Raw genomic sequence first — 16,051 nt, forward strand, 5'->3', positions numbered from 1 at the left:
CCATCACTGCACAGCTCTCTCACCTAGACGGATCAGAAGGGTCTTCGCATGGGCATTCATCGGTTCGGGTGAATCCGGCTCGTAGCGGAAGAGTGCGGTTCCCGACCGATCTGCAAACGCGAAAGCAGACCTGGTGAAGCCGGACTTGGAAACAATGACTGGTTTTTTCTGATCGATCATCGATGCGCCGCACAGATCTCGCACCGCGGGTTCGGAAATCGGTCGCGTCTGATACTTCACCTGCACGATGAGATCGACGGACTCGATATCGATCCCTCCGTCCCTGGATCCGCGTCCCAACCGGGCACGTGCAACGCCTTGGCGGATCAGCCAGCGCCAGACCTCCCGCTCAGCCTCTCTCCAAGGCCGGTCCTGGTTCGTGGATGCTGCCAGACTCCGCGGATAGCCGTAGTTGCCGCCGGGTCCTGAGTCCGGACCGCGGTGCCAGACCGGTCCATCCGACCTCGGCGGGGTCGTGGGTTCGACCAACGAGCCGAAGGCCAGTTTCTCCCCAGCGGACATGATCAAGAGCTTGGGCGGTCGCGGAACAACCTCGGCAGATCGCTCCTTCTCGCGGTGACGCTCCCCGAGGTGACTCCTCGCCTCGGAATCCGACATCCCCACGAAACTGAGCGGAGGCGGACCTTGACGCACCGGTTGCCGGAGCAACGACAGCGCCACGAGTCGACTGTTCGTCTTCCAGGACGCGACCGCCGCTTCTACCAGTACCCTCGCGCCGAGTTTCCGATGCGCGGCACGATCGCGAGGGGCGAGCTGTGACCAGAGTTCTTGAGCGGTCGACTGGATCTCAGCCCTGACGGCCTGCTCACTGGTGAGCCGCACCAGCGACGATCCGAGAGCCTCCACCCGCGCAAGAGCCTCACCCAGCTGCAGCTCGCGTCCCACGCCACGACTCTAGTGAGAGCAGCCGTCCCCAGGCGATCAGTATCGAACAAGCGGTCGAAGACGCCCGTGCGCCCACCGCATCCTTCGCGGGCAGGAAGCAGCGAGCGCGAGAGTGTCGGCGGACGGCTCGTTCGAGACGGTGACGAAGAGGGAGAGACCTCGGCGGTTCTCGCGTGCGCCGTTCAAGCGTTATCCGCACTCAAGGGGGTGCTCCGAATGTCTCTGCTGACACCTGTGTCCTGGCTGATCATCGCCGCGAACGATCGGGAACACCAGAGCGCCCGCGAACACGCCGACAAAGATCCCGTACGCCGTATCGCCGGCCCCCTCAAGTGCGGTCGTCCACCCGCAGCGACCGGATCATCCCGCGGAGCAGGCGCGCCGCCGCCTGCCGCTCCTCCTCCGCGAGCCCCTCCAGCATCCGCAGCTCCACCCCGCGGACGGCGGCGGACGCCTCGGCGAGGCTCCGGCGTCCGCGCTCGGTGAGTCGGGCGGGGAGCGCCTTGCCGACGGGAGCCGCGTCGGGGCGGGTGACGACGCCGTCGCGCTCCAGAGTCTGCAGCAGGACGTTCATCGACTGCCGGGTGACGAAGGCGCCCCGCGCGAGCTCCGAGTTCGAGAGGCCCGGCCGCTGGGCGAGGAGCTCGAGGCAGGAGTAGTGGGTGACCGTCATCCCGAGCGGGCGCAGCACGGCCTCCATCGCCGCGCGCAGGGCGCTCGACGCCTCCTTGAGGAGGTAGCCGAGCGAGGTCTCGAGGTCGATGCCGTCTTGACTCATGTCAGTATTCTGACATACGCTCCTGTGTGTCAGAAAGCTGACACAACCGAGGAGGAACCCCATGCCCGTCACCGGCCCCGACTTCGTCTCGCTCCAGGTCCGCGACCTCGCGGCGTCCCAGGCGTTCTACGAGCAGTACCTCGGCCTGGTCCGCTCGCCCGCCGGCCCGCCGCACGCCGTCGTCTTCACGACGACTCCGATCGCCTTCGCCCTGCGCGACCTCGCGCCCGGCACCGACCTCGACTCCGCCTCCCGCCCCGGGGTGGGCGCCGCGATCTGGCTGCACGCGACCGGCGTGCAGGAGATCCACGACGCGCTCGTCGCCGACGGGCACCCCGTCGTCGCGGCTCCCATCGACGGCCCGTTCGGGCGCACCTTCACCCTCGCCGACCCGGACGGCTACCACGTCACCCTGCACGACCGCGCCTGAGCGGGACGGTGCGGACCGCGCCTGAGCTGAGCGGGGCAGAGCGGGACGGGACGGGGCCGAGCGCCTCAGCCCATCGCGCGCAGCTGAGCCGCGAAGAGGTGCAGCGAGCGGTCGACCTCGGGCAGCGCCGGCGTCCGGTTGAGGTGCCCGTGGGGCATGCCGACGGCCAGGTGCCCGGTCACGGAGACGCCCGCCTCCGCGAGCTGGCGCAGGAGCAGCTCGGCCGACCCCCGCAGCTCGTCGTACTCGTTCACGACAACCGTGACCGGAGGCAGACCCGCCAGCGGCGCGGAGCCGGGCAGCGCCTCGACGGGGAGGTCGGAGATCCGCCCGAGGTAGGTGCGCACCATGCCCTCGATGCTCGACGGAGGAAAGCGGAGGACGGGCGGCAGCTCACGCAGCTCGGCCGCGATCGCGTCGTCGACGGCGGGGTTGGGGAAGTGGGCGAAGGGGTAGGCCAGGAGCACGTGCTCCGGCAGCCGCGCACCGGCGTCGCGCTCGCGGAGGACCGCGCCGAGGGCCAGGGCCGCTCCCGCGCTCGCGCCGCCGATCGCGACGGGTGTGGATCCGGACTCCGTGCTGCGGAGGTGCCGCCAGGCGGCGTGCACGTCGTCGAGCGGGACGGGGTAGCGGACGTCGGGGCCGGCGAGCCGGTAGTCGACGGAGACGACCCGGGCCCGCGCCCGGTGGGCGAGCTCCGCCGCGACGACGTGCGACTCGCGCATGTCGATGCTCCCGGCGGCGAACCCTCCTCCGTGCACCCAGAGCAGAGCGCGCTCGGGCGCGGCGGGCGAGTACACGCGCAGCGGGACCGGTCCGTGCGGGCCGGACGCCGTCTCCGTGACGACGTCGATCCCCTCGGGCAGCGACCAGGGCCCCGGATCCTCCTCGAACGCGGCCATGCGGGCGGCCTGCTCGGCGTCGAGCGGATACGCGAGGCCGGCCAGGAGGGGCAGCCGAGCGGCGAGGTACGGATCGAGCGGCATCGGCGCCTCCTGCGGGGTCGGGGTCGCGGACCACGCTAGCCCGGCCGCGGGTCCTCGAGCGGCGCCTGCTCAGCCGCGTCTCTGCAGGAGCATCACGCCGTCCAGGAGCACGGCTGCCGTGCCGTCGGGAGCGGTCACGGCGCGCTCCCTCGTCTCGACGAGCTCCGCGGTCCACTCGGCGGGGTCGAGGGCCAGCTCGGCGAGCTCCTCCTCGGGGCCGACGAGGTGCATCGCTCCGTGGCGGTGGTCGTCGCCGCTCGCCCACGGCGGGGGCGCGGCGTGCGAGACGACGGCGAGGCGGCCGCCGGGAGCGACGACGGAGGCCGCCCGCCGCAGCACGTCGATCCGCGGAAACTCGGCCATCGAGTGCAGGAAGCTCGCCGTCACCAGATCGAACTCCCCCACGACCGGCCAGTCCTCGGCGAGGTCGGCCTGCACGAAGTCCACATCGGCGCCCCGCTCGGCCGCGGCCGCGCGCGCCCGGCCCAACGCCGTCTCGGAGAGGTCGAGCCCGGTGACGCGCCAGCCGAGCGACGCCAGCCACAGCGCGTCCGCCCCCTCGCCGGCGCCGAGGTCGAGGGCGCGGCCCGGCGGCACCGGGCCGACCAGCCCGACCAGCGTCGCGTTCGGCCGGCCCGACCAGATCCGATCGGAGTCGGCGTAGCGCGCCTCCCACTGCTCGCGTGCGGTGCTCATGCTGCTCCTCGTCCCCGGGCGCAGGGGCACCCGCGTCGAGGATGCCGCGCCGCCGCTCCGGCCGCCAGCCGTCGTGCCGAACCGGCACGGGCACCCGTCCCGCGGACGACACGTCCGGACGGAGCCGCGGCGCCGCGCGGACCCGCCGGACGCACTTCCCCGACACGCCCCGCGCCGATTAGCGTCGGTGCATGGCCCTCCGACTCGAAGAGATCATCGTCGACTGCACCGACTTCCGGACCCTCGGGCACTGGTGGCAGGAGGCGCTCGGCTGGGACGTCGTGGACGAGGACGAGGACGGCATCGAGCTGCTCGCCCCGTCGGGCCGCGGGCCGAGCCTGCTCTTCCTCGACGTACCCGAGCGCAAGACCGTGAAGAACCGCCTGCACCTGGATTTCGTGCCGGACGACCAGGAGGCGGAGGTCGCGCGGCTGGTCGGCCTGGGGGCGACGCGGTCCGACGTCGGGCAGGGCGAGCAGTCCTGGGTCGTGCTCGCCGACCCGGAGGGCAACGAGTTCTGCATCCTCTCGGCGCGGGAGTGAGAGCGCTTCCACTTTCCAGGACGGTTGTCGGGAAAGCGCTTCCATGCGCATGCATCGAAAAAGATTCTGAAATGTCAAGGGTAGAACGATCGTTCTCGACTCCCTAGCATCGCCTCCGACGCGTTTCCCGACCGGGAGCGCGCGGAGCCGAGGAGTCACCGTGACCACCTACGACAGACCCGTCGCCGCCGTCGGCATGACGCAGTCGCAGCAGCAGGGCGAGCTGCTCGCCGGCCGCGCCCTCGAGAACCGCGCCTTCGGCCTCTACGCGTACGCCTACCGCCTCACGCTGTCGGACTCCGCGGCGAGCGCCGCCCTCCGCCACGCGGCGGTCACCGTCCGCAGCGGACGGCCGCAGGGACTCGACGACACGGGCGCCCTCGACCTGATGCGCTCCGAGGTCGGGCGCGCGAGCGTGCAGCGCGGCGGCTCCGCGATGGAGCGCACCGAGCAGGCCCCGCCGGCGATCCGCGAGGACGACCTGCTGCGCTCGGGCTTCCACCGCCGCCTGCACGCCCTGCCGACGCTCGAGCGCCAGGCCTGGCTGCTCCGGCACACCGGCGGCCACGACGTCGACGCGATCGCGGCGATGCTGCAGGAGCCGGCGGAGCGCATCCGCTCGGCCCTCGCCTCGGCCGCCCGCACGCTGGTCGAGGGCGAGCTGGCCGAGAGCGAGTCCGCGGAGTAGCGCGGCACGAGGTGCCCGAGAGACGCCGGGTCCAGCCGGCGGCGCCCCTCAGGCGTCTGGGACCCGGCCGCGACTCGGCGCGACCGGGAGGACGGGGTCAGTCGAGGTAGTCGATGTCGTCCCACGGCTGGTGGACGTCACCGGTGTCGCGGTCGTCGTCCGGCACCTCGAGCTCCTCGAAGATCACCGGAACACCCGTCGAGATCAGGACGCTGACCTGGCGGTTGCCCACGATCACGAAGTCGACGAGGCCTCCTCCGGCCTGCGTCGCCTCGGTCGCCGACCGCTTCAGCTCGGCGACGTCGGTCCCCTGGGACAGCCCGTAGGTCTTGCCCTCGATGGTGACGGTGGTGCGGATCATGTGGCGCTGCTGCTCCTCGGCTCGATGGGTTCAGCGTACGAATCGCGACAGAGCGCTGCCAGGCCTTGCGGTGGAGGCCCGCGGCTGCCACGGGTGAAGGGGCCGGCTGAGGCGAGCGGCGTCCGGAGCCGAGGCGGGAAGCAGCGTGACGGGCCGCTCGGGCGGATCCGCCGCTCCTGACCTCGGTTCCGGACACCGGGCGGCGGAGTCAACCGGGCGCGCTCCACGGAGCTCCCGCCGTAGCGTGGAACCTGTCCGCACGTTCCGCATCCGGCGACAAGGAGGATCCGATGACCGAGAAGAACACTCCCGAGGACCCGCAGACCACCGACCCCGAGCACGTCGACCCCGAGACGGCCACCGACCCCGAGGGCGACCCGGTCGAGAACCCGTCGGGCTGACGCCCGCACCGGAACGGCCCGCGGCCACCGGGACACCGCTGAGAAGGCGGAGTCCCGGGGGTCGCGGGCCGTTCCCGTGTCCGGCGCCGCCATACTGACGGAGTGCAGGCCGAGGACGATGAGCGCAGGGATCTCGAGCGGATCCTGTCGGCCCGACCCCGCGACGACGGCGCCGACCGGGACGAGCGGCGCGAGGCGCTGCGACGGCTCGGCGAGCTGGAGGCGGAGGACGCTCCTCCCGGAGTGACGGGATCCGGCGCTCAGACCGGCGCCGCGCCGTCCGGAGCGCAGCCGGGCGCGGCGCATCCCGGGACGGCGACCGGCTCGCGTGCCCCCCTGCCGGCGACCGCACTCCCGCTGTCGGCGACCGCCGGCTCCGAGACTGCGGAGTCGCCCGCCGAGCACCCCGACCGGCCGGCCCCGCGGACGCCGCACCCCCGCCGCCGCCGCCTCGTGCTCGCCGCCGCGATCGTCGGCAGTGCCGCGGTCGGCGCGATCGTCCCCACTGCGCTCCTCCTCCCTCCGCCCGCGGACCCCGTCGCCCCGCCGACCGCCTCCGCGGATCCCGCCGACCGCTTCGCCGCGCTCGTCGAGGGCTGGGAGCCGACCACCGACGTCCCGCCGGGTCTCGCCCTGCTCGCCGGGGAGGCCGTCGTCTACGGCTCCGGGTTCGACACCGCCGAGAACGACCGCCTGCTGATCACCGAGCCGAACGGCACCACGGTGTGCCTCGCCGTGCAGCGCCCGGACGCGTCCTTCTTCGCCGGCTGCACCGGCTCGGAGGCGTTCTTCGCCGGGGAGCCCCTCCGGGTCAGCGGCACGACGCTCCGCAGCGGCGCCCCGGTGTACACGCAGATCCTGCTCCGCCCGGACGGGACGATCGAGGGCGGCTACCAGCTGGTGCCGGAGCCGCCGCAGCCCGAGGCGGAGGAGTCCGGAACGGTGGAGTCCGGGTCACCGGACCCCGCGACCAGCGAGCCCTGAACCGCCGGGCCCGCGACCAGCGAGCCGTGAGCCTGCGACCAGTGAGCCGCTAGGCGCGCGTCGCCTCCGCCGCGTCCGCGATCACCTCGGCCGCGGACGCCGTCCGCTCCCACACCGCGCGCTGCCGCTCGGCGCCCGTGCCCCGCGCCAGGACCCGCTCGACGCCGCATGCCGCGACCTCCTCGTCGCCCGACTCCGCCAGCGCCCGACCCGCGTGGTCGAGCAGGCGCGCCAGTACCGCGGAGGCGGGGGCCGGGCAGCCGTCGACCGGATCGATCAGGTCGCCGGTCGTGCCGTGGCGGCTCGCCAGCCAGGAGGAGACGGCGATCACCGGAGTCGGCAGCGGCACGGGCGGGACCCCGGCGCCCGCGTCGCGCACGGCCGTCTCGGCGAGCGCCCGGATCAGGACGGCGATCAGCGCCGAGTCCTCGGCGTGCAGCGGGACGTCGGCGATGCGCACCTCGACGGTCGGGTGCGCACGGGAGAGACGGGCGTCGAAGTAGAGCATGCCCTCGTCCAGCAGCACGCCGCAGGAGGTGAGGGAGGCGACGACGCTCCGGTACTGCTCGACGTCGCCCCAGATCCCGACCGGGCCGGCGGTGGGCCAGCGCCCCCAGGACTGGTAGCGCCAGCTGGCGAACCCGGTGTCGACGCCGGCGCTCAGCGGGGAGTTGGTGCTCAGGGCGAGGAGGGCGGGCAGCCAGCCGCGCAGCCGGTCGAGGACCGCGATCCCCTCCTCCGGCGACCCGATCCCGACATGGACGTGCAGGCCGCAGGTGAACTGCTCGCGGGCGACGAGGCCGAAGCGCTCGGCCATCCGGTCGTAGCGCTCGTCGGCCGAGAGGTGCGGCTCGAACGCGGCGGGGCTGGTCGCGACCGCGACGGCGCGGGCACCGACCTCGCGGGCGGAGTCGTCGGCCAGGCGGCGGCCCTCGCGCAGTCCGGCCAGCAGCGCGTCGTACGTGCGGGCGGGCGAGCCGACCGCCTCGATCTGCTCCGCCTTGAGCTCGGCGGCCAGGGCGACCGCCACGGAGCCGCGCACGGAGCCGAGCAGCAGCGGCGCCGCGGGCGTCGGGAGGAACGTACCGGCGTCGACGAGGAGGTACTCCTCCTCCACCCCGAAGGTGCGGGCGCTCATCGGAGCGCCTTCCGCTCGAGTCCCCCGCCGCAGCCCACCCGGTCATCCCACCGTGCCGGGCGCCCGCCGGGCAACCGTCCTCGGCCGATGTTCAGCGTCGGGACGCCCGCGGCGCCGGTCCGCGGGCGGGCTGTCAAGGCCGGGTGCTGCCGGGCGCGGAGCGGCAGGATCGGAGCACACCCAGAACCGGAGGTCCCCGTGCCCGACAGCACTCCCGAGCAGGCCGAGTACGACGTCGCCGTCATCGGCGCAGGACCCGCGGGGACGGCCGCCGCCCTCCGCGCCGCGGAGCTGGGAGCGCGCGTCGTCGTGCTCGAGGCCGCGCGCGTCGGCGGCACCTGCGTCAACACCGGATGCGTGCCCACCCGCGTCCTGGCGAAGACGGCGCGGATGATGCGCGAGACCCGCTCCGCCGGCGACTACGGGATCGAGATCGGCACTCCCGTCCTCGACTGGGCCGCGACCGTGCGCCACGTGCACGAGCGCGTCGACCTGGTGCGCTCGATCAAGCGCGAGGCGCAGCGGTTCGAGGAGGCGGGGGTCGACCTGATCCACGAGGGCCGCGCCCGTTTCGTCGACGAGAGCACCCTCGTGCTCGACAGCGGGCGGCGGATCCGCGCGCGCTCGATCATGGTCTGCGTCGGCGGGCACTCGCGGCGGCTGCCGATCCCGGGCGCCGAGCTCGCGACCGTGCCGGAGGACGTGCTCGGGCTGACCGAGCTGCCGCGCCGCGTCGCCGTGATCGGCGGCGGCAACACGGGCGCCCAGCTCGTCACCGTCTTCAACGCCTTCGGCTCGGAGGTGACGCTCCTCGACGTCGCCCCGCGGATCCTGATGACCTCCGACTCCAGCATCTCCGAGCACGTCGGCGCCGCCTTCGAGCGCCAGGGCGTCCGCGTCCGCACAGGGATCGAGACGGTGTCGGGCATCGAGCGGCAGGACGACGGCTCGCTCGCGATCGCGTGGCGCGAGGGCGGCGAGGACCGCACGGCCGAGGTCGACGCGGTGATCATGGCCACCGGCTGGCCCGCCGACGTCGAGGACCTCGGACTCGAGAACGCGGGCATCGAGGTCGTCCGCTCGGCGATCCCCGCCGACCAGTACTTCCGCACGGTGGTGCCGCACATCTTCGCGGTCGGCGACGCGAACGGGCGCGACATGCTCGTCCAGGCGGCGCAGTTCGAGGCGGAGGCCGCCGCCGAGAACGCGGTGCTCGGCGCGAACCGGCGCACGCCCCAGTTCCTCCTGCCCGCAGGCGGATTCACGGACCCGGACTACGCGGGCGTCGGCTTCACGCAGGAGCAGGCCCGCGAGCGCGACCCGCAGTGCGTCGTCGCCTCGGTGCCGTTCTCCAATTTGGACCGCGCCGTCATCGACGACCGCGAGAACGGGTTCCTCACGCTGATCGCCGACCGGCGCCGCGAGCTGCTGCTCGGCGCGCACGCGGTCGGCGAGAACGCGATCGAGGTCGTGCAGTCGGTGACCACGGCGATGGCGGCCGGAGTCGACCTCGCGACCCTCGCGAACGTCCGCTTCGCCTACCCCACCTACAGCGCGGTGATCGGGATGGCGGCGCGCGCCCTGCTGGCCGAGCCGGCGCGCCCGACCGAGCTGGACTGACGCGCTACCCGATCCTCGGAGGCGGCGCCAGCCCCGAACCGGCGGCCCGCCGCCTCCGAACAACTGGAGACGGGCACTCCGCCCGCCCCGCCGAGAGGAACCCCTGTGCCGATCCCCGCTGTCGACTACAACCACGTCCGACTCACCGTCCGCGACATCGCCGTCTCGCGCCCCTTCTACGACTCCGTCTTCGGCTTCGACGTCGCCTTCGAGGCGCCGCCGGCCGACGCGTCGCCGGAGGAGAAGGAGCAGCTGGCGTTCGTGTTCGGCGGCGTGATCTACCAGTTCCCGGGCGGACTGCTCGGCCTGCGCCCCGTCGCGCCCGGCGACGACCGCTTCGACGAGGACCGGGTCGGGCTCGACCACGTCAGCTTCACCGTCCCCGACCTCGACGCGCTGAAGGCGGCCGCGGCCGTGCTCGACGACCTCGGCATCGCCCACGAGCCGATCAAGGACGCCGGCGGCATGAGCCTCCTCGAGTTCCGCGACCCCGACAACATCGCGCTCGAGATCACGTCCCCGAGCTGATCGGAGCAGCGCGCGCACGATCGGGCGGGTCTCACCAGGCCTCCACGCTGATTGAGTAGCGCGCGTATCGAGATCCCCCACGCTCGAAGGGGCGGGTCTCGATCCGCCGTTGCGCCGCTACTCGACCAGCAAGGGTCCCCGCCGTGCTGATCGAGTAGCGCGCTCAGCGCGCGTCTCGGGATCCCCGCGAACCCACGGAGCGCGGATTACGGACGACGTCGACGGTACGGAGTCGTCGTCGACACCCGGACCAGGCCCGCGCGCTCCAGGATGGGCCGCGAGTACCCGGTCGAGTCGCTGTGCACGAGGGTCTTCCCGAGTGCCTGTGCGGAGGCGGCGCGGGCGGCCGTGACCAGGCCGTAGAGCCCGCGTCCGCGGTACTCCGGCAGCGTCGCTCCGCCCCAGATGCCGGCGAAGGCGGTGCCCGGGACAGGCTCGAGCCGGCCGCCGGACGCCATCCGCCCGTCGACCTCGGCGACCCACAGCTCCATGCCGTCGCCGCGCGCCAGGCGGGCGACGAGCGAATCGGCGATCGACACGTCGACCTCCTCCTCGAAGGCGGCGTCGATCATGGCGCTGAACGCGCGGACGTCCGGCTCGTCGACGACCCGCCGCAGCACGACCCCCTCCGGGACCGGCCGGTCCGAGAGCAGCGCCTCGACCGGGCCGATCATGATCGACTCGGCCTCGTCCGGCGCGAAGCCGTTCGCGACGAGGGCGTCGTGCAGGCCGGGGGCCTCGTCGTGGCTGCGGGTCTTCCACTCGACGCGGGTGATGCCGGGATCGGCGTCGAAGTGCGCGCAGGCCGCGGCGACCAGGCGGGCGATCTCCGCGGAGGAGGCGCCGGCGAGGTCGCGGTAGGTGACGAAGCCGCGTCCGCCGGCGAAGGTCACCAGACGCAGAGGCCCCTCGCGCGTCACGGAGACGGCGCTCGGGGTCTCGGCGTCGGAGCGGAGCTGGTCGTCGTAGGCGCGGAGGTAGTCGGAGCTCATCGCCCCGACGCTACCCCCGGACCCGGGCGATCAGGTCCTGGATGAAGGGGATGACGTCCTTCGCCTGGTCGACGCTGGCGAATCCGGTGGCGACGAGCGGCCAGATCGAGCCGATGAGCGTCGCGATCACGGCGGCCACCGCGGCGACCCAGGCGAGGGCCGCGTTGCGGGAGAGGAACGCGACGGCGAGGCAGGCCAGGCCGACCGCGTAGCTGAGGACGATCGAGAGGACGATCGCGCCGACCGGGACGTCGAGCGCCCCGGCCGTGGTGCCGTCGGCCGCGCCGATCAGCCCGAGGACGGGCAGCAGCACGGCGACGACGACCACGAACGAGAGCACGACGCCCGTGCCGAGCGCGATCCAGGCCGCACGCGGCTTGCGTCGCGCGCCGTACGAGCGGGTGCGCACGGGACTACTCCCGACCGGCGGTGGACGACGCGCGGTCGTCCTCGGAGCGGTGGGCGTCGGCGTCGTCGGACGCGTCGTCGCGATCGGCCGCGGCCTCGTCGCGCTCGACGTGCTCGGACTCCTCCGCCGGAGCGACCTCGACGGTCGCGGTGCGGGGGTCGCCGTCGTCGTCGACCGGCTCGACCTGGACGCGGACCACGAACTCCGCGGTCTCGACGACGGCCGGGGCCGCGTGCGTCTCGACGCGGGGGTCGTCCTCGTCGCGCTCGGCGGCGCGCTCGTCGTCGGCCGTCTTCTGGGCGGCTGCGCGCTCGTCGCGCTCGTCGGCCGCGCGCTCCATCGCGTCAGCGGCGTCGTCGGCGGCGTCCGCCAGGCGTCCGCGGGCGGAGTCGACGGCACCGGAGACGGCGTCGCGAGCGTTCCCGGCGGCCTCCACGGCGGAGTCGCGGGCGTCGGACGCGGCGCGCTTGGCGGTGTCGACGAGCGGCTCCTCGTCCTCCTCCGGCTTCTCGATCGGGTCGAACGGGCCGTGGACGTCGGTCGCCTCGACGTTGACGACGACGTGGCCGCCGGCGACCGGCTCCGCCACGCGCTGCACCTGATCGCGCACGGCGTCCAGGACCTCGCGGACGGGGTGGGGGTACTCGACGACGAGGTCGATGTCGACGGTGGTGACGCCGTCGGCCTTCGAGACCGTGACTCCGGGGACGGTGCTGGTGCCCAGCACGCGGCGGGAGGCGCGGTCGAGGCCACGGGCGACGGCTCCACCGAGGTGGTGGACGCCGGACACGCGCTGGGCGCTCTCGCCGGCGGCGGTCGCGACCCGGCTCTCGGTCGACTCGGGCTCGGACGGCTTCCCGTCGCGGCGGGCGGACTCGCGCCGGCTCTGCTCGTTCGGGGTCGGCTGCTCATCGGTGCGGATGCGCTCGACGGTGCCGGGCTCCATCGGATCGGACATGGGGTGCTCCTTCAGAAAGACTTCCATCCCGCCTGAGCGGGGCTCTCCGGCCCTCCCGATCGGGAGGGCCGGACGGTGGTGCCGGCGGCTACTGCACGCGGGCGGTGCCGCTCATCTTCGTCCGCAGACCGCTGACGATCTGGATGACGACGGGCGTCTCCTCGCCGAGCAGGGCGTCCCACTGGCGGACGGCCTGGTCGACCGTCTGCCGGGTGCGGGCGGGCGAGGCGCCGCGGCGGGTGTGCGCGGTGACGCGCAGCACCTTCTGGTGCTTGATCTCGAACGCGGTCACGTCGACCGCGACGATGGACGGCTCCTGCGACAGGGCCTCCTCGAGGACCTGCTCGGCGACCTTCGCGTCGATGGTGACGGAGCCGCCGGTGGGCGTCCCCGCTCCCTCTCCGGAGCCGACGCGCAGCAGCGTGGAGGTGCGGCCGCGGCCCTGGCGCACGATGAAGCGCACCAGCAGCAGGATGAGGACGAGCGCGACGACCGCGATGGCCCAGAGGATCCACGGGGTGCCGCCCGAGAGGGCCTGGCTCGTGGGGTCGGCCGCGTCCTGCGCGGCGGTGGACACGTTCTCCTGCACCTGCGGGAGCAGCGACCCCACCGCGACGGCGCCGCCGGCGAGGAGGAGGACGAGGCCCACGACGAACAGGAGCAGCCGGTTGAGGAATCGGTTCGTGGTGGTCATCAGCGGACCGTTCCCTTCTCGGACAGGCGCACCTTGGAGCGCAGGCGCGGGGTGCAGTCGAACGTGGCGAGCTCGGCGTCGACGGCCTCGCGGATCGGCGTGACGTCGATGCTGCGGCCGGAGGTGCGGGAGACCGTCACGTCGACGACGCGGGATCCGACCGACACCGACACGTTGTCGGGGTCGACGTCACCGGCGTAGCCGGCGGTGCGGGCGACGGCCTGCGCGATGACGCGGTCGTCGACGATCGCCGCGGTGCGGTCGGTGCTGACGGCGCGACGGCCGCGACGGCCGGGCTTGAGCGACACGACGATCAGGACGAGCCCGATCAGAGCGAGCACGGCGCCGGCGGCGGCGGTCAGCGCGATGGGCGCCGCGGCCGCGTTGAGCAGCGAGGACGCTCCGTCCTGCGGGGCCACGAGCAGCGCGGGCTGGCCGAGGACGGCGAGGACCGCCTCCGTGCCCAGCCACGCGAACAGGAGGATGAGCAGGACGGCGAGGACGATCGCCGATCCGGAGCGGGACGAGTGCGTCTCGCGCCGCACCAGGCGCGGGTAGAGCGCCCGGCCGGCAGTGGTGGGAGTCGTCACGACACCCTCCTTCGTTCTCGGAGGTCGGCACCGGTGATCCGGAGGTCGACCCGGCCGATCGTGGAGCCCGTCAGTTCGAGGCAGCGCGAGCGGATGGTCGTCTGCGCCCGGCTGAGTCGGTCCAGCAGCGTCCCGGAGGAGCGGCGGCCCGTCTCGCCCAGGGGCGTGACGTGGATGGGGGCGTGCGCGACGACGTGGAGGCGTCCTCCCTCGTCGTCGAGCTCGACGGACACGTCGGACGGGTTCACGTCCAGCGCCTCCGCGGTGACGGCCGACACGACTCGGCGCACGGCGCGCGAGCTGATCGTCGTGCGGCCGTGGCTGGCCTCGTCGGCCATCACCGCCGCGGTCACGAGGACCGCCGCCCGCGGAGGGTGTCGCCGAGGGAGCGCAGGTCGAGCTTGCCCTCGACGACCCGCCCGACGCCGTAGCCGATCGCCATGGCGAGCGCGACCCAGAGGAGCGCCCAGAAGCCGAAGACGAGGGCGGTCAGCGCGAGGACCGCGCCGAGGACCAGGCCGATGTGGGACGGAGTCACTTGACGCGGCTCTCGGTCTCGTCGTCCTTGTCGTCCGAGGGGATGAAGACGTCGGAGATGGTGACGTTCACCTCGGCGACCTCCATGCCGACGACCGAGGAGATGGCCTCGGAGACGGCGGAGCGGATGCTGTCGGCGAGCTTCTGCAGCGCGACGGGGTACTCGGCGACGACGGTGATGTCGGCGGCGACCTGCTTCTCGCCGACCTCGACGGAGATGCCCTGGCCGCGGTCCTGCGCGTTGATCGCGTTGCGGATGGCGCCGATGGCGCGGGCGGCGCCGTTGCCCAGGTCGTGCACGCCGGGGACCTCGCGGGCCGCGATGCCGGCGACCTTCTCGACGACGCCGTCGGCGATCGTGTTCTTGCCGGCCGAGGTGGCGGTGCCGTGCTTGGCCGAGGAGGCGTTGGCGAGGCTGGTGGGGGTGACGTTGGTCATGATCTTCTCCAGATGGTCAGAGGTCGTGGCCGGGGCCGCGGTGCTCACGATCCGTGGCACATGATGAAGACGTGGCCCGGGGCCCGGACGTCCCGGTGGCTCAGCCAAGGTGCAGGGAACGTCGAGCGGAGATGCGTTTCGCGGCTACCGGCGTCCACAGGCCTCGGCGGCGTACTCGCTGAGCGGCCAGCGGAGTGCACAGCCGCGTCAGGCCGCGGTCGCCGTCCCCGCCGGGAGCCGGCGGTCGCGCCGGCGGGTGAGGGCGCGGCGCCAGGCGGGGCTCCACCGCTCCTCGGCGACCGCGTTGAGGCCCCAGGACAGCAGGAGGACGACGACGAAGGCGACGAGTCCTGCTCCGTCGCGGCCGATCAGCGGCCAGAGCGCGCTGACGATCGCGCTGCCCACGACCAGATGGAGGATGTAGAGCGAGTAGCTGATCCGCCCGAGCCAGAGCAGCGGCGCCCATCTCAGCACGGCGGTCCGGCGCCGCATCGCGACGACCGTGACGGCCGCGCAGACGCCGAGGACGACCGCTCCGTCCGGCCCGCCGTGGAGGAGCTGGGCGTTCAGGGCCGCGATCAGAGCCGCCGGCACGGCGAGGAGCTCGAAGCGCCCCTGCCGTCGCGAGAGGAACAGCAGCATTCCGACGCAGAAGAGGGGTCCGTACTCGGCCAGCGTCAGGTTCGCCAGGACCCGGACGGCGACCGGCGCCGAGACGACGTCGACGCCTCCCGAGACGAGGTGGGCGGCGACGGAGGCGGTCGCGGCGACGCCGAGCCAGACGACCACCAGCACGCGGACCAGCCGATCCGTGAACCGGCACTTCGTGAGGACGAGCACGAGCAGCACCAGCAGGTAGAACTGCATCTCGACGGCCAGCGTCCAGAACGCGCCGTTCACGTTGGGCACCAGCAGCAGCCGCTGCACCATCGTGAAGTTGAGCAGCAGCTCCAGCGGCGTGAGGTCGGTGCCGGGGACGCGGGCGAGAGCGCCGACGACGATCGAGACGACCACCGCGATCCAATAGGCCGGGTAGAGGCGGCTGACGCGGGAGATCGCGAAGTCCGACGGCCGCCGCGCGCGGTCCGCGGACATCAGGATCACGAAACCGCTGATGACGAAGAAGAGCTGGACGCCGAACTCGCCGAACGGGAGCGCGAAGGATCCCGGCGGTGCATCGGGATGATCGAGCGAGAACGCGGTGGTGAAGTGGTAGACGACCACGCCGAGGGCGGCGAGGCCGCGCAGACCGTCGAGCTCGACGAAGCGTGACGCCACGGCTCCCCCGCTCCGGAGCCCCCGCCCCTCGCTCGAGTGTTCCAGAGCGCTCCGGCCGCCCGCGCGTCGGCCGTCCGTCGTTCCGCGCCGCGCCCGG

At 73.3% G+C, this 16,051-nt stretch carries 21 protein-coding genes; 6 read left to right on the top strand and 15 right to left on the bottom strand.

From position 1 onward, the window contains the following. Nucleotides 1-3: 3 nt before the first annotated feature. Both C5C25_RS09755 and C5C25_RS09760 read right to left on the bottom strand, forming a co-directional pair. Nucleotides 4-906 carry a restriction endonuclease gene (locus tag C5C25_RS09755; RefSeq protein ID WP_104295131.1) on the bottom strand — a complete coding sequence of 301 codons (903 nt, stop codon included), beginning with the start codon at nucleotides 904-906 and terminating at the stop codon, nucleotides 4-6. A 328-nt stretch (nucleotides 907-1,234) separates the two neighbouring features. Continuing rightward, complete coding sequence (locus C5C25_RS09760; RefSeq protein WP_104250484.1) at nucleotides 1,235-1,684, bottom strand: MarR family winged helix-turn-helix transcriptional regulator; 450 nt, start codon at nucleotides 1,682-1,684, stop codon at nucleotides 1,235-1,237. A 61-nt stretch (nucleotides 1,685-1,745) separates the two neighbouring features. Here C5C25_RS09760 and C5C25_RS09765 point away from each other — a divergent pair, with 61 nt between their 5' ends. After that, complete coding sequence (locus tag C5C25_RS09765; RefSeq protein ID WP_104250485.1) at nucleotides 1,746-2,114, top strand: VOC family protein; 369 nt, start codon at nucleotides 1,746-1,748, stop codon at nucleotides 2,112-2,114. Between the two features lie 65 nt (nucleotides 2,115-2,179). On the opposite strand, the gene C5C25_RS09770 is transcribed toward C5C25_RS09765, so the two are convergent. Both C5C25_RS09770 and C5C25_RS09775 read right to left on the bottom strand, forming a co-directional pair. Then, the gene (locus C5C25_RS09770) at nucleotides 2,180-3,100 is read right to left on the bottom strand and encodes an alpha/beta fold hydrolase (protein WP_104250486.1); all 921 of its coding nucleotides are present in this window, start codon (nucleotides 3,098-3,100) and stop codon (nucleotides 2,180-2,182) included. 69 nt (nucleotides 3,101-3,169) lie between these two features. After that, nucleotides 3,170-3,796 (bottom strand): class I SAM-dependent methyltransferase, encoded by a 627-nt coding sequence (locus C5C25_RS09775; protein WP_104250487.1) that lies wholly within the window; start codon nucleotides 3,794-3,796, stop codon nucleotides 3,170-3,172. 191 nt (nucleotides 3,797-3,987) lie between these two features. On the opposite strand from C5C25_RS09775, the gene C5C25_RS09780 reads away from it, so the two are divergent. Together C5C25_RS09780 and C5C25_RS09785 are read left to right on the top strand one after the other, a co-directional pair. Beyond that, on the top strand, nucleotides 3,988-4,338 hold the full coding sequence (locus C5C25_RS09780) for a VOC family protein (RefSeq protein WP_104224051.1): 351 nt from the start codon (nucleotides 3,988-3,990) through the stop codon (nucleotides 4,336-4,338). Between the two features lie 160 nt (nucleotides 4,339-4,498). Further along, complete coding sequence (locus C5C25_RS09785) at nucleotides 4,499-5,026, top strand: hypothetical protein (RefSeq protein ID WP_104250488.1); 528 nt, start codon at nucleotides 4,499-4,501, stop codon at nucleotides 5,024-5,026. A gap of 97 nt (nucleotides 5,027-5,123) precedes the next feature. Here the strand turns inward: C5C25_RS09785 and C5C25_RS09790 are convergent, their stop codons facing one another. Next, complete coding sequence (locus tag C5C25_RS09790) at nucleotides 5,124-5,387, bottom strand: hypothetical protein (RefSeq protein WP_104224053.1); 264 nt, start codon at nucleotides 5,385-5,387, stop codon at nucleotides 5,124-5,126. 503 nt (nucleotides 5,388-5,890) lie between these two features. Between C5C25_RS09790 and C5C25_RS09795 the strand changes: the two genes are divergently transcribed. Further along, complete coding sequence (locus C5C25_RS09795) at nucleotides 5,891-6,772, top strand: hypothetical protein (RefSeq protein WP_104250489.1); 882 nt, start codon at nucleotides 5,891-5,893, stop codon at nucleotides 6,770-6,772. A gap of 49 nt (nucleotides 6,773-6,821) precedes the next feature. On the opposite strand, the gene C5C25_RS09800 is transcribed toward C5C25_RS09795, so the two are convergent. Next, on the bottom strand, nucleotides 6,822-7,910 hold the full coding sequence (locus C5C25_RS09800) for a glutamate--cysteine ligase (protein ID WP_104250490.1): 1,089 nt from the start codon (nucleotides 7,908-7,910) through the stop codon (nucleotides 6,822-6,824). Between the two features lie 198 nt (nucleotides 7,911-8,108). Between C5C25_RS09800 and C5C25_RS09805 the strand changes: the two genes are divergently transcribed. Further along, nucleotides 8,109-9,530 carry an NAD(P)/FAD-dependent oxidoreductase gene (locus C5C25_RS09805; protein WP_258068126.1) on the top strand — a complete coding sequence of 474 codons (1,422 nt, stop codon included), beginning with the start codon at nucleotides 8,109-8,111 and terminating at the stop codon, nucleotides 9,528-9,530. 105 nt (nucleotides 9,531-9,635) lie between these two features. After that, nucleotides 9,636-10,058, top strand: a complete 423-nt coding sequence (locus C5C25_RS09810) for a VOC family protein (protein WP_104223996.1) — start codon at nucleotides 9,636-9,638, stop codon at nucleotides 10,056-10,058. A 206-nt stretch (nucleotides 10,059-10,264) separates the two neighbouring features. Here the strand turns inward: C5C25_RS09810 and C5C25_RS09815 are convergent, their stop codons facing one another. The 9 genes from C5C25_RS09815 to C5C25_RS09855 all read right to left on the bottom strand — a co-directional run bounded on the left by C5C25_RS09815 (nucleotide 10,265) and on the right by C5C25_RS09855 (nucleotide 15,954). Next, nucleotides 10,265-11,050: a GNAT family N-acetyltransferase gene (locus tag C5C25_RS09815; protein ID WP_104250492.1), complete on the bottom strand. Its 786-nt coding sequence runs from the start codon at nucleotides 11,048-11,050 to the stop codon at nucleotides 10,265-10,267. A 10-nt stretch (nucleotides 11,051-11,060) separates the two neighbouring features. Then, nucleotides 11,061-11,459: a hypothetical protein gene (locus C5C25_RS09820; protein ID WP_104223994.1), complete on the bottom strand. Its 399-nt coding sequence runs from the start codon at nucleotides 11,457-11,459 to the stop codon at nucleotides 11,061-11,063. A 4-nt stretch (nucleotides 11,460-11,463) separates the two neighbouring features. Further along, a complete protein-coding gene (locus C5C25_RS09825) occupies nucleotides 11,464-12,417 on the bottom strand; it encodes an Asp23/Gls24 family envelope stress response protein (RefSeq protein WP_181133681.1) in 954 nt (317 codons plus the stop codon). An 88-nt stretch (nucleotides 12,418-12,505) separates the two neighbouring features. After that, entirely contained in the window at nucleotides 12,506-13,111 is a 606-nt protein-coding gene (locus tag C5C25_RS09830; protein ID WP_104250494.1) for a hypothetical protein, read from the bottom strand. After that, entirely contained in the window at nucleotides 13,111-13,701 is a 591-nt protein-coding gene (locus C5C25_RS09835) for a DUF6286 domain-containing protein (protein ID WP_104225847.1), read from the bottom strand. Before C5C25_RS09835 ends, C5C25_RS09830 begins: the two co-directional genes overlap by 1 nt. After that, nucleotides 13,698-14,054, bottom strand: coding sequence for a hypothetical protein (locus C5C25_RS09840; RefSeq protein WP_258062845.1), 357 nt, complete (start codon nucleotides 14,052-14,054; stop codon nucleotides 13,698-13,700). Before C5C25_RS09840 ends, C5C25_RS09835 begins: the two co-directional genes overlap by 4 nt. Beyond that, the gene (locus C5C25_RS09845) at nucleotides 14,051-14,239 is read right to left on the bottom strand and encodes a DUF2273 domain-containing protein (protein WP_104223990.1); all 189 of its coding nucleotides are present in this window, start codon (nucleotides 14,237-14,239) and stop codon (nucleotides 14,051-14,053) included. Before C5C25_RS09845 ends, C5C25_RS09840 begins: the two co-directional genes overlap by 4 nt. Then, nucleotides 14,236-14,676, bottom strand: a complete 441-nt coding sequence (locus tag C5C25_RS09850; protein WP_104223989.1) for an Asp23/Gls24 family envelope stress response protein — start codon at nucleotides 14,674-14,676, stop codon at nucleotides 14,236-14,238. Before C5C25_RS09850 ends, C5C25_RS09845 begins: the two co-directional genes overlap by 4 nt. Nucleotides 14,677-14,883: 207 nt before the next feature. After that, a complete protein-coding gene (locus C5C25_RS09855) occupies nucleotides 14,884-15,954 on the bottom strand; it encodes an acyltransferase (RefSeq protein WP_181133682.1) in 1,071 nt (356 codons plus the stop codon). Nucleotides 15,955-16,051 lie beyond the last annotated feature (97 nt).

The organism is Rathayibacter sp. AY2B9 (assembly GCF_002931595.1).
In the GTDB taxonomy this organism is placed as follows: domain Bacteria; phylum Actinomycetota; class Actinomycetes; order Actinomycetales; family Microbacteriaceae; genus Rathayibacter.